Genomic DNA, 19,714 nt, shown 5'->3' on the forward strand with positions numbered 1-19,714 from the left:
CCGCGCCGACGAGGCGAGGGACCGGCCGGTCCGCCGGTGCGGGCCGGCCGGTCCCCCAACGGCCGAGCCCCGGGCCGCCCGTCATCCGTGGGGCACCAGGACCACCGGGCAGTGCGCCCGGTGCAGGAGCGTGTGGGCGACCGGTCCCAGGCGCGGACCGAACACGCTCGTCCGGCGGTGGGCGCCGATGACAGCCACGGCGGCCTCCCGGGTGGCCTCCAGCAGGGCGTCCGCAGGGGCCGTGCGGACCGTGCGGGTGTCGACCACGACGTCCGGGTGCCGGTCCCGCAGGCGGGTGAGGGCATACCGCGGCACGGCCTCCTCCGCCCGGACCTCGCGGATCAGGCGTTCCTGGCCCGGACTGCGCGCCGGTACGAGGGAGGGCAGTTCGGGGATGACGTGCCGATGGCTCCAGGAGTGCACGACGCGGAGCGTCGCGCTACGGCGCTCGGCCTCCTGAAAGGCGTAGGCAGCCGCCTCGGCGTCGAGGTCGTCCTCCAGCCCGAGCAGTACGCCCCGCCCGTCGTCGCACGGGTGATCCCCGCGTACGACCAGCAGCGGTCCCCGCGTGAGCACGGCCAGCCTCATCCCCACCGATCCGAACGCCGCGCCGGTCAACCCGCCCCCGTCGCGTGTTCCGACAACCGTCAGGTCCGCGGTCGCGCTCTCCCGCGCCAGCGCGTGCACCACGCCGCCTTCCACGGCGACGGTTTCCACCAGCAGCCCCGGATGCCGCCGCCGTATCCGCGACGCCGCGGAACAAAGGACCGGTGCCGCCTCGTCACGGTCGGGGACCGCGTACAGCACGCGCAGGGCGGCACCGTGCCGTTCGGCCTCCGCCGCGGCCCAGTCCGACGCCCGTACCGAGTTCAAGGAGCCGTTCACTCCCACGACTATGTGACGCGAGGTCATGGCCGTCCCTCCCCTATCTGTGCGTGACTGTCCGATGGAGGCTTCGCGTGCCGCGGTCACGGCCTCCATGGACGATGCTCCTCGGGCTCCGACGCCTGCGTCAGACGCCGAGCGGGCCCGACCGAGCGCCGAACGGCCCTTGTGGCACGGGCCGTTCAGAAGGCAAGGGGAACGCCGCCGTACAGGGTCCGTCCGGCGGCGAGTTCGCGACCGGTGACCAGGTCCGGGTCGATACGCACGAAGATCTGCTTGGGCGCCGGCCGGCACCCAGGAACGCGGACCGGTGCGCAGCAGCCGTTCGTGCTCGGCGAGGTCGGTGATCAGGCCGGCTGCTCCGGTGACCACGACGCTCCAACCGGAGTTCGTGGCCGCGTCGACCTGGTCGGCCTCGAAGGCGACCACCGCTCCGTCGACCGCGCGCACCAGGTCCGAGGCGGCCGAGGTGCGCACCAGCACCGCGCCGTCGCTGTCCAGAGCGAAGTTGACCGGCAGGACCGCCGGCAGGGCGTGCCGTGTGTACACGATCCGTCCCACGGGCACCTTGGCCAGCAGGCGCAGGCACTCCTGCCGGTCGAGTTCGCGGAATCCGTCGTTGGCATCCATGTGCCTTCTCGTCTCTCACCTGATGAGTCGGGGGCGCGCCGGTCCGTCGTCACGCCATCGTCAAACCGTGGGGACCGATGGCCGCCGGCCAGGGAGCCATCGGTCCCTGGCCGGCCCGGGAAGGACCCGGTTCAGACCGTGATGCGGCGTCCCGTGACGGCGTACGGTTCGACGCGCATCCACACGTCACGGCGACCGCCGGCCCACGGCGTGCTGTAGGCCTGCCGCGCGAGCCGTTCCGCCTCTTCGAGATCCGTCACGATGCGTGCGTGGCCCCGTACCAGCACGCTCCAGCCCTGGCTGAACGCGTCGTCGATGCGATCGATCTCGAAGGCGACCTTGTTGCCGGCCCCGAGCGACGGCGTCGCGCCGCGCGCGGTCCTGAAGACGATCGTGCCGTCGATGACGCTGTAGTTGACAGGGACGATCACCGGGCCCTGGGCGGTGGACACCGCGAGCCTTCCGACGCCGTGCTTCGAGAGCAGGTCGCCGCACTCGGTCCGGCTCAGCTCGGTGAATGCGGGAGTGCGCCCGGCCCGTCCGGGGCCCGGTGGCCGATCGGCGTCCCCTCCGGTGAGCGACGCGAGCGTGGTCTCCAGGACTCCCGCCAGCCGGAGCAGCGCGCCTTGACCCGGCCCGGTGACAGCATGCTCCTCAAGGTGCTGCAGATAGCCGGGGTCCATGCCCGCACGGGTGGCCGTCTCCTCGCGGGTCAGCCCCAACTGGGCCCGGCGTGCGGCGAGTCGACGCCCCAGGTCGCCCGAGGGTCGTCCCTCCGTCACCATGGGCTGCTTCGGTTCGGCCATGCCCTTCACGTCCTTTCGTCGGGTCGCCCGGACAGCGACCTCTTCGTGCGACTGCTCTCCGAGGACCACCTTGAGCGCGCCGGTGTCGGCGGGCAGAAGTCATTCATCTCGCTCCGCACCGTCCCTCGCTTCGCACGCTGAGCCGAGTTGCCCTATATATCCAGCCTGTCCGGTACTCGCCTGGTCCGCTTGGGCCGTCCGGCCCTCCTCGCCCGCCGGACGGTCCTTCCCCCCGCCGGGCGCGGCGGCCGGTGGCACGGAGGGGGCACGTCGACTGCAGTCGACGGCAACGCCGCCTCCCCGCCCTCCGGGGTTCCGGCCGGCGCAGGGATCGCGAACCCCGTCCCCTGCCGTCAGCCGAGCCCTCGCGGGTGGGCGTCCGGCGCCCCGGCGACCTCCCGCAGCACCCGCGCGACTGCGCGGCGAGGTGTGGCCGGACCGTCCGGACCGTAACCGAGGCGTATGAGCAGCTGCGGATGCGTGCCGCCGTCACAGGCGTCGACCAGGCGGTCCCGCAGGTCGTCCCACTCCGCCGCCTGATCCAGCACGGAAGCGCGCAGGCCGTACGCCGTCGCGACGAGCCAGAGGCGCTCGAGGGCCTGGCCGGCGCGCAGCCGGTCGACTCGGCGATCGTGTTCGGTCGTCAGCAGGGCAATGGACGGGTCCGGTTCGAAGGGCCGTGCGGTGAGTCGTTCCGGATGCCGCTGCGCGGTGAAGTCTCGCAGTGGGATCCGCTCCCGGGCGTCCTGCGGGCCCAGCGCCGTGCGCGGCAGACCTGTGTCGGGCATCGGCTCCAGATCGCGGTGCACCCGTTGACGGCCCTCGGCCGCCCGGTCGGCGTCAAGGCGGTTGCGCCGTTCGGCCTCCGTCGTCAGGTGCAGGAGACGAGTCGTCTCGGCCGCTCCGCAGAAGCGCAGTGCCGCACCTTCCGCACGAGCCACCGTGCTGAGGTCGTCGCGCACGGCCACAGGGAGCGTCCGGTCCGAGAACGGGAAGCGGCTGCTGTGCCTGCGCCAGATCGCCTCGAAGAGGTCGGCGCCGCGCTCCCCCTCCTGGTCGGCCACGAGCTCGGCGAGCCGCACGGTGGCGAGCAGGCCGGGGTCGTCATGGCGGGGCAGCAGCCGGGTGACGGGTGACCAGCCGAAGTGGGCCAGGGCGACCCGCAGGTTGAACACGCAGGCCCCCACCGAAAGGAGCGCGGCACGGCCCGTCGGGTCGACGTGCCGCACGCCCCGGCCGGGAGCGGCCCGCACCTGGAACGTGAGCGTGTCGGAGTCCAGCCCGAAACGCCACGGCTGGATGTTGTGGATCGAGGGCGCGCCGACCGCGGCGGAGACGCAGGTCTCCACCAGCGCGGCGTCGAACACTGTGCTCTCCCCGTACCAGGCCTCGGACGGCAGGTGCCGTGGGCACGAGCATGGTTGCCTCGCCGCTCCGTCGGCAGGGGCCGTACGTCCTGTACCGGGGGTCGGTCGGGCCTCACGGCCCCTTGGGCTGAACGGCCCGGCCCGCCCTCGGGGTGGGACCCGAGCGGCCCCGCGGGGGCACCTGGTCGGCCCATGTCGCGGCAGGCGCGCGGCTGTCACGCTGCGAGAGCGTCACCACGGCGACGAGGAGGTGCGGACCGATGACCACGAGCGAGAACGCGAGGAAGAGGAAATGGCTGTGGCGGTGGCGGAACAACCCGCTACGGCGGCGCGACGACATCGTCGAGGCGTGGATCGTGCTGGCGGTGTGGGCCGTCGTCGCCGTGGGTGGCACGGTCTCGGGACTGATGACGGCCCATGCCGCACTTGACGTGTTCGCACATCAACGAGCCGACCGGCAGACGGTCCGAGCCGTCCTCCTGGACGACGTGCGGCGCGCCACCGTCGCCCGGGGCGGCAGCACCGACCGCAGGATGACGTCCGTGAGCTGGATGACGCCCGAGGGCGCGACCCGTACCGGCCGAACGCTGGTGGACAACGGCCTCAAAGCCGGAGCACACGTCCCGGTCTGGCAGGACGGCCAAGGCCGTCTCACCGCCGCGCCGCCGACCACCGAGGAGGCGACGATCGAGTCGGGCTCCCTCGGCATCGCGGCCGCGGCGTCCTTCGCCGGCCTGGCTTTCGGCACCGGAGCGGTCGTCCGGTGGCGGCTCGAACGGCGCCGTATCGACCAGTGGGGCCTGGAATGGGAGCTGGTGGGACCGCAGTGGGGCCACAAGACCGGCTGACCGCGCCGTGGAATGCGAGCTCCGGGCCGAGAGACACCGCCCGGAGTTTTCGCCGCGTGTCCGAGGCGTGGGTCGCTCCGCGCCGGAAAGGCAGACTGTGATGGACCGAATGATCCTTGCCTGTGCCGGCCCGTCGGCACGCGCCCACTCGGCCGTCGTCGAGTGGGCGCGGGAGGAGGCGCGGCTGCGGCGTCTGCCGATGCGTGTCGTTCCCTGGCCACCACCGGAGGCCGGCGTGACGGACATCGTCGTGTGCGCCATGCCCGGGGAGGAGGCCGCCGACGGTCGGCCGCTCGACTCGGGCCGTGCGCCGGCGGGCGGGGCCCCGGACCGTCCGCTGGTGGTGGTTGCCGACGCCCCCGCGTCCTCCTGTCGTTCGGAGCACGTCCTCCTCGGCGTGGACGCCCGCCACCCTTCGGACAGCGCCGTCCTCTTCGCCTTCGACAGTGCCCGGATCCGCGGGGTACGCCTGCACGTCGTCCACGCCTGGGCCCTGCCTTCCGATGCCGCCGCATGGCCGTTCGGCGTTCCGGAGGAGGAACGCGCGACCTGGGAGGACCACGAGGTCCAGCTGCTGGCCGACGTGCTGCGTCCGTGGCGCGAGAAGTACCCGGAAGTGGCGGTCCAGGAAGACGTCCTCCTCCTCGAACCGGCTCAGGCCTTGCTCCACCATGGCGAACACGCCGCGCTCGTCGTGGTGGGCGCCAAGCCCGGTACCGAGTGGGGCGAGGTCGTGCCGGCCCTCCTGCGCGGGGCCACGCGCCCCGTGGCCGTGGTGCCGACCGGGGCGCGGACGTGACCGATGCGATGGGGCCGGCCCCGGTACCCGGTTCGAACCGGGTACCGGGGCCGCGGCGACGGGCGCGCCTTCCGTCTGCTAGCCCTGTGTCAGGGCATCGGCCACACGTTCCGTCCACGTCTCGATCGCGCCGAAGTCCCGGAAGTCACCTCCTTTTCCGGAGCGGAGGATCATCCCCGCCACTCGTCCCTGGGAGCCTTCTTCCAGGCATCCTCCGAAGGTGATGTGGTCGCGGACCCCCAGTCGGGTCATGGCCCGCCGCACGCCGCGCACCGGCGGGATGTTCTGCTCTGAGGCCGAGGCGTCGAGCGGTCCGCTGCTGAAGAACCACACCGGGCGCTCCGCCAGCACATGACGGTGGCGACGAACGAAGCGCCGCGCGTCCTTGTGCCAGCGGCCGGCGTACAGGGCACCGCCGACCACGACCGCCTCGTACGGCGCCACACCGGTGACAGCCCGCGCCGGGAGAACGTCGACCGTCAGTCCGGCCTTGCGCAGGACGTCGGCGACGGCTTCGGCTGTCCGGGCCGTCGATCCGTTCGTCGTTCCGTAGGTGACCAACACGGTGTCGGCCATGGCGTTCCGCCTCCTCTCACAGTCGGCGCAGCCAGTCGTCGGCCACGCCGTGCATCTGCCGCGCCGCTTCCTCGGTACGCAGGCGAGCGTCGTCCAGCCGGTAGGTGAGATGGCCGACCACGTCGACCACGCCGTCGATCCGGCGGGTCATGGCCACGGCGATCTCCGTCTCGCTCTTGCGTTCCATGTGGCCGGTGAGCGTCACCACGCCCTCCGTCACGGAGACCTCGACGCTGCCCGGCGGCAGCCACAGCGCGTGCAGCAGGACTTCTTGGATCACCTCGGTGCGGATCTCCTGGTCGGGCCGCAGGAAGACCTGAAGGAGGTCGCGCCGGGTGACGATGCCGACGAGCCGGTCCTCCTCGTCGAGGACGGGGAGCCGTTCCACATGCCGCTGGGCCATGGTGCGGGCGGCCTGGACGATGGTGTCGTCGGCGTGCACGGTGACGGGCGGCCGTGTCATCAGTTCACCAGCGGTGCGCGCCCTGCCCTTCGCGGCCTGTCGTCTGGCGCCGGGCGTCAGTTCGGCGAGACTCGCCCGGTGCTTGGTCTCGTACGGGTCGGGAGTGGTCGCCTGGTGCATGATCAGGTCCGTTTCGGAGAGGACCCCGATGACCTTGTCGTCCTCGTCGACCACCGGTACTCCGCTGATCCGGTGGGTCGCGAGCAGCAGGGCCACTTCCTTGAACGGGGTGCCGTACTCGGCGCGGACGACGTCCGTGGCCATCACGGTGCCGACCTTGTCGTGTCTCATGGTCGTTTCCTCCTCAGCGCAGTCGGCGCGGGTAGGGGTCCTGGGGGCGGCGCGGCAGCAGACGTGGCCGCGCGTCGGGCACGGTCACGCCCTCGGTCCTCGCCAGGGCGGGGTTGACGTCGGCGAACCGCGGGCGGAGGTTGTCCGGCGACAGCTCCTCGTAGAACCCCTGAAGCTGGTCGGGGTCGTCCGACAGAGCCGACCGGACGCACCCCGTGGGGCCGTCCGCGAGCAGGGCGTGGACCGTGGGCCAGGCGGGCAGGTCGTCCGTCATCGCAGGTCGCCTCCTTGGCTTCCATACCTCGATCGTCCGGCCGAGCAGGGACGGAGCCCATTGGCTGTATGGGAGCCACCCAGGGGCCGGTCGGCCCCCGCCTGCGCCGTCACCGGGAGCTGTCGGCCCCGCGTCAGTCGTCCGCCACGAGGGCCGTGAGGTCCAGGAGGCGGTTGGTGTAGCCCCACTCGTTGTCGTACCAGCCGAAGACCTTGACCAGGGTTCCGTTGGCCTGGGTCAGCGCGGGGTCGAAGACGCAGGACGAGGGGTCGCCGATGACGTCGCGGGAGACGATCGGGGCCTTCGAGACACGCAGGATCCCGTTCAGCGGGCCGTCCGCGGCGGCCTGGAACGCGGCGTTGACCTCGTCCGCGCTCGCCTCCCGGGCAAGGACCACCGCAAGGTCGGTGAGCGAGCCGTCCTCCACCGGGACCCGGACGGCGATCCCGTCCAGTGCGCCGGCCAGCTCCGGCACCACCAGGCCCACCGCGCGGGCGGCGCCGGTGCTCGTGGGAATGATGCTCAGAGCTGCCGAGCGGGCCCTGCGCAGGTCCTTGTGCGGGCTGTCGAGCAGGGACTGGTCGTTGGTGTAGCCGTGGATCGTGGTCATGACACCGCGTTCGACGCCGAAGGCGTCGTCGAGCACCTTCACCATGGGGGCGACGCAGTTGGTGGTGCAGGAAGCGGCGGAGATGATCCGGTCGCGGTGCCGGTCGTAGGCGCGGTCGTTGACACCCAACACGATGGTGGCATCCACGTCCTTGCCGGGCGCCGACAACAGCACGGTGTGCGCTCCGCCCTTGAGATGCAGAGCGGCGGAGTCCCTGTCCCGGAAGCGGCCGGTGGACTCGATCACGATGTCGGCCCCGTAGTCGGACCAGTGCAGGGCGGCCGGATCACGTTCGGCGGTGACGGCGATGCGTCGGCCGTCGACCGTGATCGAGCTGTCGTCGTGCTCGACGTCGCGTCCGATGCGGCCGAAGGTGGAGTCGTACTCCAGCAGGTGGGCCAGGATGGCGGGTGATGTGATGTCGTTGATGGCGACCACTTCGACGTCCTGGACGCCCTCCTCGGCGCGGTCGAGGGCGGCTCGCAGATAGGTGCGGCCGATGCGGCCGAAGCCGTTGATGCCCACGCGTACGGTCATGGCGGTGAGTTCCTTTCAAGGTGGGGGCGGTGCCTGACACCACTCACTGTGGCCCGCCCGCACCGGCCGGCGACGGATGCCGAAGGTCCACGACCACGGAGCCGAACGGCCCTGATCCCAGGGGCCGTTGGGCCAAGAACGGCACGCCGGACACACGGCCTCAGTAGACCTTCAGCCCCTGTCCACGGAACTGATCCCGCACGCGCTCGACCAGTTCGAGCTCCGGAGTGGGCGTGTCCTTCAGCGGGAAGGGGAGCTCGAGGGCCCCGTACTTCGCGGCCCCGAGTTTGTGGAACGGCAGCACGTCCACCCGCTCCACCGCTTCGAGCCCCGCGACGAAGCCGGCCAGTGCGTCTATGGCCGACGGATCATCGGTCCAACCCGGAACGAGTACGTGGCGGATCCACATCGGGACGCCGAGACGGTCGAGACGCGTGGCGAAGTTGAGGGTGGGGGCAAGGCTGCCGCCGGTCAGCTTCCGGTAAGTGCCCACGTCGAAGGCCTTGATGTCCAGCAGGACCAGGTCGGTGGCGGCGAGGAGCTCGTCGGTGGCGCGGGCGCCGAGGAAGCCGGAGGTGTCCAGGGCGGTGTGCAGACCGGCTTCCCCACAGCGGCGCAGCACCTCTCCGGTGAAGGCCGGCTGGAGCAGCGGCTCTCCTCCGGTGATCGTCACGCCGCCACCGGCGCTGGTGATGAAGGCCCGGTACTTCTCGATCTCCGCCATCACCTCGTCCACCGTCGTCTCCCGGCCGTCCCGCATGTGCCAGGTGTCGGGGTTGGCGCAGTACAGGCAGCGCAGGGGGCAGCCGCTCACGAAGAGGACGAACCGGGTCCCGGGACCGTCCACGCCCGTGGACAGGTCCCAGGAGTGGATCCGGCCGGTCGTCACGGCCGTCACAGCGTTCCGTGGAAGGTACGGCTGATCACGTCGAGCTGCTGCTCCCGCGTCAGGCGGACGAAGTTGACCGCGTATCCGGAGACCCGGATGGTCAGCTCCGGGTACTTCTCGGGGTGTTCCATGGCGTCCTCCAGCACCTCCCGGTTCAGCACATTGACGTTCATGTGGAAACCGCCGGAGGACATGTAGGCGTCGAGGATGCCCACCAGGTGTCCGGCACGCTCCTGTGGGGCGTGTCCGAGCCCTTCCGGGGTGATGGTGGTGGTCAGTGAGATGCCGTCGCGGGCCTGCTCGTACGGAAGCTTGGCGACGGAGAGCGCGGAGGCGGCCACGCCGTGCCGGTCACGGCCGTTCATCGGGTTGGCACCCGGGGCGAAGGGCTGGCCGGCCCGGCGCCCGTCGGGGGTGTTGCCGGTGTGCTTGCCGTAGACGACGTTGGAGGTGATGGTCAGCACCGACTGGGTGTGTTCGGCGTCCCGGTAGGTGGGGTGTCGGCGGACCTTGGCCATGAAGGACTCCACCAGGCCGACGGCCAGGGAGTCGGCGCGGTCGTCGTTGTTGCCGTACGCCGGGAACTCGCCCTCGGTCACGAAGTCGACGGCCAGGCCTGTGGCGTCCCGGATGACCTTGACCCGGGCGTACCTGACGGCGGACAGGCTGTCGGCGGCGACGGAGAGCCCGGCGACGCCGCAGGCCATGAACCGGTGCACGGGATGGTCGTGCAGCGCCATCTCCAGGCGCTCGTAGGCGTACTTGTCGTGCATGTAGTGGATGACGTTGAGGGTGTTGACGTACGTCCGCGCCAGCCAGTCCAGGACACGGTCGTACGCCGCCGACAGCTCCTCGAAGTCCAGGTACTCGCCCGTCAGCGCGGGCATCTCGGGGGTGACCTGGTCGCCCGTCATCTCGTCACGGCCGCCGTTGACGGCGTAGAGCAGTGCCTTGGCCAGGTTGACGCGGGCGCCGAAGAACTGCATCTCCTTGCCGACCGCCATGGCGGAGACACAGCAGGCGATGGCGGTGTCGTCGCCGTTGCGGGGGCGGATGAGCTCGTCGGACTCGTACTGGACGGCGCTGGTGTCGATGGAGACCTGGGCGCAGAACTCCTTGAAGCCGGCGGGCAGCCGCGGCGACCACAGCACGGTCAGGTTGGGTTCGGGGGCGGGGCCGAGGTTGTAGAGGGTCTGGAGGAAACGGAAGGAGGTGCGGGTGACCAGTGTGCGGCCGTCGTCTCCGCCACCACCGATCGACTCGGTCACCCAGGTCGGGTCGCCGGAGAACAGGGCGTCGTACTCGGGGGTGCGCAGGAACCGGACGATCCGCAGCTTGATCACGAAGTCGTCGATCAGTTCCTGGGCGCGGGACTCGTCGATGGTTCCCGCGTCCAGGTCCCGCTGGAGGTAGACGTCGAGGAAGGTCGACGTGCGGCCCAGCGACATCGCGGCGCCGTTCTGCTCCTTCACCGCGGCGAGGTAGCCGAGGTAGAGCCACTGCACGGCCTCGTGCGCGGTGACCGCGGGACGGGACACGTCACAGCCGTAGGTCGCCGCCATCCGGGTCAACTCACCCAACGCCTTTACCTGCTCGGCGAGTTCTTCCCGGTCACGGATGACGTGCTCGCTGGATGGCCGGCCGTCCAGCAGAGCCTTCTCCGCCCTCTTGGCCTCGATCAGCCGGTCGGTGCCGTAGAGGGCGACACGCCGGTAGTCACCGATGATCCGGCCGCGGCCGTAGGCGTCCGGCAGCCCGGTGATGATGCCGACCTTGCGCGCGGTGCGCATGGTGGGCGTGTAGGCGTCGAAGACACCGTCGTTGTGGGTCTTGCGGTAGGTCCCGAAGACCTTGGTCACAAACGGGTCGGCCTCATAGCCGTACGCCTTCAGACTGTTCTCCACCATCCGCAGACCGCCGTTGGGCATGATCGCCCGCTTCAGGGGGGCGTCCGTCTGGAGACCGACGACCAGCTCGCGGTCCCGGTCGATCCAGCCGGGCTCGTGCGAGGTGATCGTCGACGGCGTCGCGGTGTCCACGTCGAGGATGCCGCGCGCCCGCTCCTCGGGGAACAACGCACCGACCCTCTCCCAGACCGCCCGGGTGCGGGCCGTCGCACCGGTGAGGAAGGAGGCGTCACCCTCGTACGGGGTGTAGTTGGCCTGGATGAAGTCGCGCACGTCGATCAGCTCAGGCCAGCGGGCCCCGGCGAAGCCGCGCCAGGCCTCGGTGGCCCGGTCGCCGACTGTCACGGTTGCGGTCATCGCCGTTCCTCTCCTCGGTTCGTGTCCTGCCCTTCGATGCTCGTCGTTCGTGATCGTCACGGGGAGGGCCGGACAGCGCCCGCGGGCGGGCCGTCCGGCCCCGGCCCGAGAGCCGGACGGCCCGGCTGCGCCCCGGGCCCAGGTGTCGGCCGGCCGCGAGATCCGGACGGATCAGGGTGCTAGACCGACCGTGCACGACCGACCCATCGGGACCAAAAGACCCGATAGCTGGACCATATGGCCCATGGTCCCCGTCCCGGGCCGAGCGGACGCTGGCCTTACACGTTCGAAACCCCGCCAGGGAGGCCCGTCATGCTCGCCAACCCCACCCCCGACATGGTGCGCTCGCTGTCCGTCGAACACCGCGAGCGGCTCATGCGCTTCGCCCGCGAGGTCTCCGTCCCCCAGGGGACACGTCTGTTCGAGGAGGGCGGACACGCCGACCGCTTCTGGATCATCCGCACCGGCAGGGTCGATCTCGACATGCACGTGCCGGGCCGTCGGTCGGCCGTCATCGAGAGCCTCGGCCACAACGAACTGGTCGGCTGGTCCTGGCTGTCCCCCCGCACGCCTGGCAGATGGGCGCCGAGGCGACGACACCGGTGCGGGCCTACGAGTTCGACGCCACGGCCGTCCGGTCCATGTGCCAGGACGACCCGGCCCTCGGTCATGAGGTGAGCCAGTGGGTGGGCGAGGTCCTCGCCCACCGTCTGCGCTCCGCCAGGACCCGCCTCCTCGACCTGTACGCCCCTCACGGCTCCGGCAGCCTCATCTGAATCCGACCCGGCCGGTCCCGAACAGTTACCGAAGGAGAGGCCATGCACGGCACTCCGTACATCGTCAGCGATGTCATGACCCCCACGGTCGCCGCGATCGGCCGTGGAGCGGCCTTCAAGGAGATCGTGCAGCTGATGCAGGACTGGAAGGTCAGCGCCCTGCCCGTCATCGAGGGCGAGGGCCGGGTCGTCGGTGTCGTCTCCGAGGCGGATCTCCTGCCCAAGGAGGAGTTCCGCGACAGTGACCCCGACCGGTACACGCAGCTGCGCCGTCTGTCCGACCTGGCGAAGGCCGGGGCCGTGACCGCGGGCGAGCTCATGACCTCCCCCGCCCTCACCGTGCACCCGGACACGACGCTCGCCCAGGCCGCCCGGACCATGGCCCGCGAGAAGGTCAAGCGGCTTCCCGTGGTCGACGCCGTGGGCCTGCTGCAAGGCGTCGTCAGCCGGGCCGACCTCCTCAAGGTCTTCCTCCGCACCGACGAGGAGATCGCCGAGGAGGTTCGGCGCGAGGTCGTGTCCCACCTGTTCCCCACCCCGGACTCACAGGTGCGCGTGGAAGTTCTGGACGGCGTCGTGAAGCTCGCCGGCCAGGTCCGGGACACCTCCTTGGTGCCGGTGGCGGCACGGCTGGTGCGCGCGGTGGAAGGGGTCGTGGATGTGGCATTCGACCTCACACGGATGCCGCCCGCGCAGAAGTAGGGCAGATCGGCCCTGGTGAAGCCGTCCCGGCTCAGGCCCCGTCCGTGCCGTCCGAGCTGGAGAGACTGTCACCGGGAGATCGGCACCAAGCTCCACCTGTCCGAGAAGACCGTCAAGAACCACATCTCCCGCCTCCCAGGGAGTCCCAGCGAAGTCTCACTCGCCGGTGATCGGGCCGCGTCGGTCGAAGCCGACGGAGCGCGGAAGCCCTCACGGCCTGGTGGGGCCTACGCCCCCGGGCACAGACCGTCGCCTTCGCTCTACGGACCGGGATACTGTGAGCTGGGGGAAGACCCCTGACGACTCACATGGGACGCTCAATCGGTCGCGGGCAGTGAGTGCGGGTCAGGGTCTCGGAATGGGGAGAATCACGACCATGGCGCTCTTCGCGTGCAAGTGGGCAAGGGCATGGCCGGGTACCGGCTCGCGCTTCGCCGGTCGCCGTGCTCAGCCGACCGCGGCATGACACACACGACCGAATCGCAGGAACCACAGGAACCACACGCCGGACTCACGACCGATCTCCCCGGCGAACAGGAGCACCAGCTTCCGGAGGAAAAGGTGCACTTCGCCGTGCTGGGCCCCGTACGGGCCTGGCAGGACGGTGTCGAGCTGCACCTGGGGCCCCCGCAGCAGCAGGCATTCGTCGCGCTGCTGCTGGCGAACGCCGGTCGGCCCGTCACTTTGACGGAAGCCGTCGACATCCTGTGGGGGCAGGATCCGCCGCCGAGCGCGGTGAATGTCATACGCCGCTACGTGGGAGCTCTGCGCCGCGTGCTGGAGCCGGGGCTGCCCCGAATGGCGCCAGGGAAGTGGCTGCTCCGCGAGGGCGGCGGATACCGGCTGGACGTCCGCGTCAGCACACTGGACCTGCTGCGCTTCCGCGACCTCTGCACCCGTGGGCGTACGGCCGACCGGGCGGACCGTCCCGAACGCGCCGTCGAACTGTACGGGCAAGCGCTGGCGCTGTGGCGCGGCCACGCCGCGCTCGGCATAGCGGCGGAGTCCCGCAGCCACCCTGTGTTCTCGGTGCTGGACGACGAGCGCCTGGCCGTGGTCAAGGAGGCCGCAGACGCGTCCCTGCGCTGCGGCCGTGCGGAACAGATGCTGGCTCAACTCCAGCGCACGGCCGACGACCATCCCCTCGACGAGCCACTGCACATCCGCCTGATCCGGTCGTTGTCGCTGACCGGTCATCAGGCCGAAGCCCTGGAGACGTATCAGAGGATGCGGGTGCGACTGGCCGAGGAGTTGGGCGTCGAGCCCTCCTCCGGCCTGCTGGCCGCCCACCGTGAAGCGCTCGGCGCGCGCGTCCCAGCCACTTCCACGACGCCTCTCGTAGCCGCGGCCGGCGACGGCCCGACGGGTCCGTCCACCGGCCCTGGGACGGCCGCCCCGGATGCCGGCGACCTGCTCGTGCCGCTGCCCCGGCCCGCTCAACTGCCCGCCGCATACGAACACTTCACCGGCCGTGAAGCCGAGATCGACCACATGCTGCGTCACCTTCGGGCCACCTCGGGCGACCTCGGACCCGGAACCACCATGGTGATCAACGCTATTGGCGGTATGGCCGGGGTGGGCAAGACGACTTTGGCCGTCCAGGTGGCTCATCGAGTGTCGGACCGTTTCCCGGACGGCCAGCTGTACGTCAACCTGCGCGGGTTCGACCTCCACGGCTCTGCCATGGATCCGACGGAAGCCGTACGCGGTTTCCTCGAGGCTCTCGGAATGAGTCCCCGACAGATGCCGGACGGTCTCGAAGCCCAGGCCGCACTGTATCGAAGCCTCCTCGCGAACCGGCGCGTCCTGGTCCTGCTGGACAACGCGCGCGACGCCGATCATGTACGTCCGCTGCTGCCCGGCGCGGCCGGCTGTCTGGTCCTGATCACCAGCCGCAATCAGCTGACGAGTCTGGTGGCCGTGAGCGGCGCCCACCCCCTCACCCTCGACCTGCTGTCTCCGAAGAACGCCAGGGAGTCATTGGTACGACGTCTGGGAGCCGACCGGGTGGCTGTCGAGCCGGATGCTGTCGACACGATCATCTCCCTGTGCGGCGGGCTGCCGCTGGCGCTGGCCATCATCACCGCCCGCGCCCTGATGAACCCGACCTTCCCGCTGTCCGGCATCGCCGCGGAACTCGTGGAGGCGAACGGAAGCCTCGACGCGTTCGACGGCCTTGACGCGACGACAAATGTGCGGACGGTGTTCGGCTGGTCGTACCGCACGTTGACCGCCGAAGCGGCGCGGCTGTTCCGGCTCCTGTCCCTGCATCCCGGACCCGACATCGGTACGCACGCGGCCGCGGCGCTCGCGGACCGTCCGACAGGCCGGGCCCGTTCCCTGCTGGCCGAACTGACGCGCATGCACCTCCTCACCGAGGAGGCCCCGGGCCGCTACCGCTTCCACGACCTCGTGCGCGCGTATGCGAACGAACTCGTCCGTGCCGAGGACAGCGACGACGAACGTCGCACCGCGATACGCCGCATGCTCGACCACTACCTGGTCACCGCGCGGTCCAGCGCCTCCCTGCTCGACCCGGCCGGTGTCTTCCCCTCGCCGCCCCTGCCGCCGGAGGTGTCGGGCGCCCCCGCGCCGCTCGATGACACCGAGGCCGCACTCATCTGGTTCAGCACGGAACGGCTCGTCTTCCTGGAGGTGGCGCGGCAAGCGGTTGACCACGGACTCGGCAGCCACGCCTGGCAACTGGCCCGACTCCTGGACCCGGTGCACGAACGGTCAGGCCACTGGCACGACTGGGCGGACCTCCAGCGCATCGCTCTCTCCGCGGCCCAGCAGTTCGCCGATTCCGCGGGCGTCGCCCATGCCCACAGCGGCCTCGGCCGCGCCTATTCCCTGTTGCGCCACTACCGCGAGGCCGAAGAGCACCTGCGCCATGCCCTGTCTCTGTTCGAAACCCTGGGCGACGACCTCAGCCAGGCACACACGCGACGCGCTCTCGGCTGGGTGATGACCCGTACCGAAAGGAATCGCGAGGCCATACGGCAGACCCGGCACGCCCTGGACCTGTACCGCATCGCCGGACATCTCAGCGGCCAGGCGGACGCCATGAACGCGATCGCCTGGTACGAAGCGGTACTCGGCTCATACGAGAAGGCAGTGGCCAACGCCGTACGGTCGCTCTCCCTCTACCGGCGAACGAGCGAGCGCGGCGGCGCGGCCGAGGCCAACACCTGGGACACTCTTGCCTACGCCCACCACCATCTGGGTCGCTTCCGGCGGGCCCGCACCTGCTATCTCCGGGCCATCGCCATGCTCCGCAGGAACGGCGACCGCTACAACGAGGCGGGCAGCCTCGACCGACTCGGTGACACCTGCGCGGCGACCGGCGACCATGCGGCTGCCCGTGCCATGTGGGCACAAGCAGGGGACATCCTCACGGAGATCGATCCCTCCTGGGCGGCCGAGATACGGGCCAAGTTCCAGAACTCACCCAACTCCTTCGCCCGCATACGGTTGTGACGTCCGTATCCCGGTGAGTCGGCGAGCTGGGAATGCCTCTCACCGGGATTCTCGGCGGCCTGGCTCAGACGAGTCGGAAGAGGTACACGCCGTCGCACCAGTAGGTACGGCCCTCGATCGCGGTGGAGATCTGTGCGACTGCCCTGCACACATCGATGGTGGGAAACGACCTGACGAATTGGACGCCCTGGGCCGAGGACGGAGCCGCGGAGGACGATCCGGCGGTGCCGAGGACCACGCTGCTGGCAGCCGCGATGGTCAATACCGCTGCGGTCATCGTGCGCTTCAGTCGTCGTTGATTCATGTGGCTCTCCTCGAGTCGTACCGGATTCAAGTGCTCCCGTGTGCAGAACGCTACGGCTCGGGCGGTTCACAAAAAGTGACCGATCAGTGAACGCCATGGCGGGCTTGGCGCACACCGATCCAGCAGGCGGCGGCCTGTCAGGCGGCGGCTGTCTCTCTTCCGCGCCTCCGTTCTGCCGCTGCCGCGCAGGGTCAAAATCGCTCTAGACTCGGGCCTTGTGCGGTTGACAGTTCTCGGGCCGGTCAGAGCCTGGCGAGACGGGACGGAGCTGAGTCTCGGGCCGCCCATGCGGAGGGCGTTGCTGGCGCTGCTGCTTGCTCAGGTCAATCACCCCGTTCCCGTGTCCGCGATCGTGGACGTCCTGTGGGGCGAGGGCGCACCGGACAGCGCGGTGAACGTCGTACACCGACATGTCGGGGTCTTGCGCAGACTCCTGGACGCGTCGAAGGCTGATGCGAACACCACCGCTCTGATACGCGGATCCGGTGGTTACCGTCTCGAACTCGGTACGGCACAGCTCGATCTGCTGCAGTTCAAGGCCCTCCGCGCGCAAGCGCGGCGACATCGTGAGGCGGGGGACCGAGCTGCGGGCGTTGACCTTCTGTTGGACGCAATCGGACTGTGGCGTGGCCCTGTTGCCTCCGGAATCCCCTCCCACATCCGCGCGCATCCGCTGTTCGCACGCATCGATCGTGAGTATCTGGAAGCGGTCAAGGACGCTGCCGCCGCAGCCATCGAGGCCGGCCCGGACCGGGTCGACCGGACGCTGCTCGTGCTGCGCCGGGCCGCGGCCGAGCACCCGCTGGACGAATCCCTGCACGCCCGGCTCATCATGGCCCTGGCCGCCACCGGACATCAGACCGAGGCGAGGCACGCGTACGAGGCCGTGAGCAGTCGCCTCCGGGAAGAACTCGGACTCGACCCCGGCCCGGAGCTGACGCAAACGGGACGGAACCTGACGTCAGCCGCAACAGGCCCAGGCCGGCGAGCTGTTCCCGAGGCATTCCGGGCTTCCCTGCCGGACAACCCGGCCTCGGCTGCGGTGAAGCCGGATGTTTTAGGCGTCGAGACGCCTGATACGGCAGACATGGGGACCGCGTGGACGCGTCCGGCGCAGCTTCCGCCTGATCTCGGCGTCTTCAGCGGCCGGCATACGGAACTCGCCCTTGCGCACGCCGTCCTTCCCGCCGACGACACTGCCGCGCCACCCGTCGTGATCACCACGATCAGTGGCATGGCCGGCGTGGGCAAGACCACTCTGGCCGTCCACTGGGCCCACAAGGTGGCCCATCGCTATCCCGACGGTCAGCTGTACACCGACCTGCGCGGCTTCGACCCGGGCGGGGGGACGGCGAGCCCGGCGCAGGTCCTGCGGGCCTTCCTCGACGCTCTGGGCGTACCCCAACACCGGATACCGGTGAGCGTCGATGCCCAGGCCGCCCTGTATCGCAGTCTGTTGGCGGGCAAGCGGGTTCTGGTGGTCCTGGACAACGCGAGAGACACCGAACACGTCCGGCTCCTCCTTCCTGGCGCGGCGGGGTGCCTGGCCGTCGTCACCAGCCGCAATTACCTGTCCGGTCTGGTCGCGGAGGGAGCGCGTCCTCTCGCTCTCGGCGTCCTCGACGCGGCCGAGTCGCACGGCTTCCTCGCCCGCCGCCTGGGCGAGGACCGGCTTGCCGCGGAACCTCAGTCCGTGGAGGACATCGTCGCGCTGTGCGGTGGGCTGCCGCTGGCGCTGGCCATCGTCAGCGCCCGGACCGCTGTCCACCCGGAATGGAATCTCGCCGCCATCGCGACGGAGCTACGCGAAGGGGACAGCCACCTGACGGCGCTGTCAGCGGGCGATCCGGCCACCGACATCCAGACGGTCTTCTCCTGGTCCTACCGAGTCCTCACCGACATGGCCGCCCGGCTGTTCCGCCTGCTTGCCCTGCATCCGGGACCCGATGTGTCCGCCGCAGCCGCGGCCTGCCTGCTGGGCGTGGATCGGGCGCGGGCCCGCCCCGTGCTGTCCGAGCTGACCACCGCACACCTGGTCACCGAACGTTTCCCCGGCCGGTTCGTGTGCCACGACCTTCTGCGTGTCTACGCCGGTGAGCTGCTCGGCGAGCAGGACGACGCCGCGGAGCAGACCGCCGCGCGACAACGACTCCTGGAGCACCTTCTCCACAGCGCCCATCGGGCGGACGGCCTGCTCGCCCCGCACCGCGAACGCATCACCCTCGCACCACCGGTGGCCGGAGCCGATCCGGTCGCGTTCACCGGCCGGGAAGAGGCCGCGAACTGGCTGGAGACCGACCGCGCTGTGATCCTGGCGGCGGTCCGGGACGACGGAGCACAGACCCACTGCGCCTCGCAGTGCTGGCAGTTGGCCATCACTGTAGAGCTCCATCTCGACCGGCACGGCCGTTGGCAGGAACAACTCGCTTTGCAGTCCGCCGCGTTGGATGCGGCCCAAAAGGCCGCAGACCTTTCCGGGCGAGCCCATGCGCACCGCGCCCTCGGGTTCGTCCACGGCCGCCTGGAGAATCCCGCGGAAGCGGTACGGCACCTGGAATCCGCCCTGGAAGTCTTTGCCGCCGCCGGCGACCCGGCGGGCCGGGCTCGCACCCACCGCTACCTCGCCTTTCAGGCCAACAAGGGCGACCGGCATGACGAGGCCCTCACCCACTATGCCGCCGCACACGCCCTGTACCGCGAGGCTGGACATCTCGTCGGTCAGGCGCAGGTGTCCAACGAGGTGGGCTGGACCCACATCCTCCGGGGTGACCACGCCCAGGCGCGACTCGACTGCCAGGAAGCGATCGGCCTTCATCAGCACCTCGATGACCAGAACGGCGAAGCCGCCGCCTGGGACAGCCTCGGTTACGCGCATCACCACCTGGGCAGGCACCGCGAGGCGATCGGCTGCTACCAGCGCGCGCTCCTCCTCTACCGCCGGCTGCACGACACCTACCTGGAAGCCGACACCCTCGTGCACATCGGCGACAGCCTCGAAGCCCTGGGCGACATGGCTCGGGCAGACGCATCCTGGCGACAGGCGCTCGAGATCCTGGAGAACATCGCGCACCCGGAGGCCGAGACGCTGCGGAAGCGACTCATACAGAACCCGGGGTGATCTGCGCCCCGGCGCCCATCCCGTCGGCACCTTCAGTCACCTGGGCCTGACTGGTGTGGCCGCGCGTTGCTGGTGTGCGCCCGCGCGGCCGTTTC

General features: G+C 70.4%; 15 protein-coding genes and 2 pseudogenes. 6 read left to right on the forward strand and 11 right to left on the reverse strand.

Annotated elements, in window-relative coordinates:
- Positions 1-81: 81 nt before the first annotated feature.
- The 4 genes and pseudogenes from ADL01_RS30045 to ADL01_RS30055 all read right to left on the reverse strand — a co-directional run bounded on the left by ADL01_RS30045 (position 82) and on the right by ADL01_RS30055 (position 3,688).
- The gene (locus ADL01_RS30045; protein WP_199834967.1) at positions 82-912 is read right to left on the reverse strand and encodes a universal stress protein; all 831 of its coding nucleotides are present in this window, start codon (positions 910-912) and stop codon (positions 82-84) included.
- A gap of 155 nt (positions 913-1,067) precedes the next feature.
- Positions 1,068-1,515 (reverse strand): annotated as a pseudogene (locus tag ADL01_RS42785) (pyridoxamine 5'-phosphate oxidase family protein).
- Positions 1,516-1,646: 131 nt separating this feature from the next.
- Positions 1,647-2,321, reverse strand: coding sequence for a helix-turn-helix domain-containing protein (locus ADL01_RS30050; protein WP_053745166.1), 675 nt, complete (start codon positions 2,319-2,321; stop codon positions 1,647-1,649).
- Between the two features lie 353 nt (positions 2,322-2,674).
- On the reverse strand, positions 2,675-3,688 hold the full coding sequence (locus ADL01_RS30055; RefSeq protein ID WP_234354848.1) for an Acg family FMN-binding oxidoreductase: 1,014 nt from the start codon (positions 3,686-3,688) through the stop codon (positions 2,675-2,677).
- Positions 3,689-3,948: 260 nt separating this feature from the next.
- Here ADL01_RS30055 and ADL01_RS30060 point away from each other — a divergent pair, with 260 nt between their 5' ends.
- Both ADL01_RS30060 and ADL01_RS30065 read left to right on the forward strand, forming a co-directional pair.
- Positions 3,949-4,536 carry a hypothetical protein gene (locus ADL01_RS30060; RefSeq protein WP_053745152.1) on the forward strand — a complete coding sequence of 196 codons (588 nt, stop codon included), beginning with the start codon at positions 3,949-3,951 and terminating at the stop codon, positions 4,534-4,536.
- Between the two features lie 100 nt (positions 4,537-4,636).
- Positions 4,637-5,335 (forward strand): universal stress protein, encoded by a 699-nt coding sequence (locus tag ADL01_RS30065; RefSeq protein ID WP_234354849.1) that lies wholly within the window; start codon positions 4,637-4,639, stop codon positions 5,333-5,335.
- Between the two features lie 78 nt (positions 5,336-5,413).
- On the opposite strand, the gene ADL01_RS30070 is transcribed toward ADL01_RS30065, so the two are convergent.
- The 6 genes from ADL01_RS30070 to pflB all read right to left on the reverse strand — a co-directional run bounded on the left by ADL01_RS30070 (position 5,414) and on the right by pflB (position 11,239).
- Complete coding sequence (locus ADL01_RS30070; protein ID WP_053745153.1) at positions 5,414-5,911, reverse strand: flavodoxin domain-containing protein; 498 nt, start codon at positions 5,909-5,911, stop codon at positions 5,414-5,416.
- Positions 5,912-5,927: 16 nt separating this feature from the next.
- Positions 5,928-6,665 (reverse strand): CBS domain-containing protein, encoded by a 738-nt coding sequence (locus ADL01_RS30075; protein WP_053745154.1) that lies wholly within the window; start codon positions 6,663-6,665, stop codon positions 5,928-5,930.
- A gap of 13 nt (positions 6,666-6,678) precedes the next feature.
- Positions 6,679-6,939 (reverse strand): hypothetical protein, encoded by a 261-nt coding sequence (locus tag ADL01_RS30080; RefSeq protein ID WP_053745155.1) that lies wholly within the window; start codon positions 6,937-6,939, stop codon positions 6,679-6,681.
- A 133-nt stretch (positions 6,940-7,072) separates the two neighbouring features.
- On the reverse strand, positions 7,073-8,086 hold the full coding sequence (gene gap, locus ADL01_RS30085) for a type I glyceraldehyde-3-phosphate dehydrogenase (RefSeq protein WP_053745156.1): 1,014 nt from the start codon (positions 8,084-8,086) through the stop codon (positions 7,073-7,075).
- Positions 8,087-8,246: 160 nt separating this feature from the next.
- Positions 8,247-8,984, reverse strand: coding sequence for a pyruvate formate-lyase-activating protein (gene pflA, locus ADL01_RS30090; RefSeq protein WP_053745157.1), 738 nt, complete (start codon positions 8,982-8,984; stop codon positions 8,247-8,249).
- A complete protein-coding gene (pflB, locus tag ADL01_RS30095) occupies positions 8,981-11,239 on the reverse strand; it encodes a formate C-acetyltransferase (RefSeq protein WP_053745158.1) in 2,259 nt (752 codons plus the stop codon). The genes pflA and pflB overlap by 4 nt, the downstream gene beginning before the upstream one ends.
- A 312-nt stretch (positions 11,240-11,551) precedes the next feature.
- Between pflB and ADL01_RS30100 the strand changes: the two are divergent.
- From ADL01_RS30100 to ADL01_RS30110, 3 genes and pseudogenes are all read left to right on the forward strand, one after another.
- Positions 11,552-12,015, forward strand: a pseudogene (locus tag ADL01_RS30100) (Crp/Fnr family transcriptional regulator).
- 42 nt (positions 12,016-12,057) lie between these two features.
- Positions 12,058-12,717 (forward strand): CBS domain-containing protein, encoded by a 660-nt coding sequence (locus ADL01_RS30105; protein ID WP_053745159.1) that lies wholly within the window; start codon positions 12,058-12,060, stop codon positions 12,715-12,717.
- Between the two features lie 462 nt (positions 12,718-13,179).
- Entirely contained in the window at positions 13,180-16,197 is a 3,018-nt protein-coding gene (locus tag ADL01_RS30110; RefSeq protein WP_078960829.1) for an AfsR/SARP family transcriptional regulator, read from the forward strand.
- Between the two features lie 64 nt (positions 16,198-16,261).
- Here the strand turns inward: ADL01_RS30110 and ADL01_RS30115 are convergent, their stop codons facing one another.
- Positions 16,262-16,501 (reverse strand): hypothetical protein, encoded by a 240-nt coding sequence (locus ADL01_RS30115; RefSeq protein WP_159049685.1) that lies wholly within the window; start codon positions 16,499-16,501, stop codon positions 16,262-16,264.
- 286 nt (positions 16,502-16,787) lie between these two features.
- Between ADL01_RS30115 and ADL01_RS30120 the strand changes: the two genes are divergently transcribed.
- Positions 16,788-19,619: an AfsR/SARP family transcriptional regulator gene (locus tag ADL01_RS30120; RefSeq protein WP_053745162.1), complete on the forward strand. Its 2,832-nt coding sequence runs from the start codon at positions 16,788-16,790 to the stop codon at positions 19,617-19,619.
- The last annotated feature ends 95 nt before the right edge of the window (positions 19,620-19,714 follow it).

The sequence above is a fragment of the Streptomyces sp. NRRL WC-3618 genome (assembly GCF_001280005.1).
In the GTDB taxonomy this organism is placed as follows: Bacteria; Actinomycetota; Actinomycetes; order Streptomycetales; family Streptomycetaceae; genus Streptomyces.

What these genes read in the sequence shown, in the direction of transcription:
- gap (WP_053745156.1), bottom strand. Translation starts at nt 8,086, where the DNA reads ATGACCGTACGCGTGGGCATCAACGGCTTCGGCCGCATCGGCCGCACC.
- pflB (WP_053745158.1), bottom strand. Translation starts at nt 11,239, where the DNA reads ATGACCGCAACCGTGACAGTCGGCGACCGGGCCACCGAGGCCTGGCGC.
- ADL01_RS30115 (WP_159049685.1), bottom strand. Translation starts at nt 16,501, where the DNA reads ATGAATCAACGACGACTGAAGCGCACGATGACCGCAGCGGTATTGACC.
- ADL01_RS30120 (WP_053745162.1), top strand. Translation starts at nt 16,788, where the DNA reads ATGCGGAGGGCGTTGCTGGCGCTGCTGCTTGCTCAGGTCAATCACCCC.
- ADL01_RS30105 (WP_053745159.1), top strand. Translation starts at nt 12,058, where the DNA reads ATGCACGGCACTCCGTACATCGTCAGCGATGTCATGACCCCCACGGTC.
- ADL01_RS30060 (WP_053745152.1), top strand. Translation starts at nt 3,949, where the DNA reads ATGACCACGAGCGAGAACGCGAGGAAGAGGAAATGGCTGTGGCGGTGG.
- ADL01_RS30065 (WP_234354849.1), top strand. Translation starts at nt 4,637, where the DNA reads ATGGACCGAATGATCCTTGCCTGTGCCGGCCCGTCGGCACGCGCCCAC.
- ADL01_RS30110 (WP_078960829.1), top strand. Translation starts at nt 13,180, where the DNA reads ATGACACACACGACCGAATCGCAGGAACCACAGGAACCACACGCCGGA.
- ADL01_RS30075 (WP_053745154.1), bottom strand. Translation starts at nt 6,665, where the DNA reads ATGAGACACGACAAGGTCGGCACCGTGATGGCCACGGACGTCGTCCGC.
- ADL01_RS30050 (WP_053745166.1), bottom strand. Translation starts at nt 2,321, where the DNA reads ATGGCCGAACCGAAGCAGCCCATGGTGACGGAGGGACGACCCTCGGGC.
- ADL01_RS30070 (WP_053745153.1), bottom strand. Translation starts at nt 5,911, where the DNA reads ATGGCCGACACCGTGTTGGTCACCTACGGAACGACGAACGGATCGACG.
- ADL01_RS30080 (WP_053745155.1), bottom strand. Translation starts at nt 6,939, where the DNA reads ATGACGGACGACCTGCCCGCCTGGCCCACGGTCCACGCCCTGCTCGCG.
- ADL01_RS30045 (WP_199834967.1), bottom strand. Translation starts at nt 912, where the DNA reads ATGACCTCGCGTCACATAGTCGTGGGAGTGAACGGCTCCTTGAACTCG.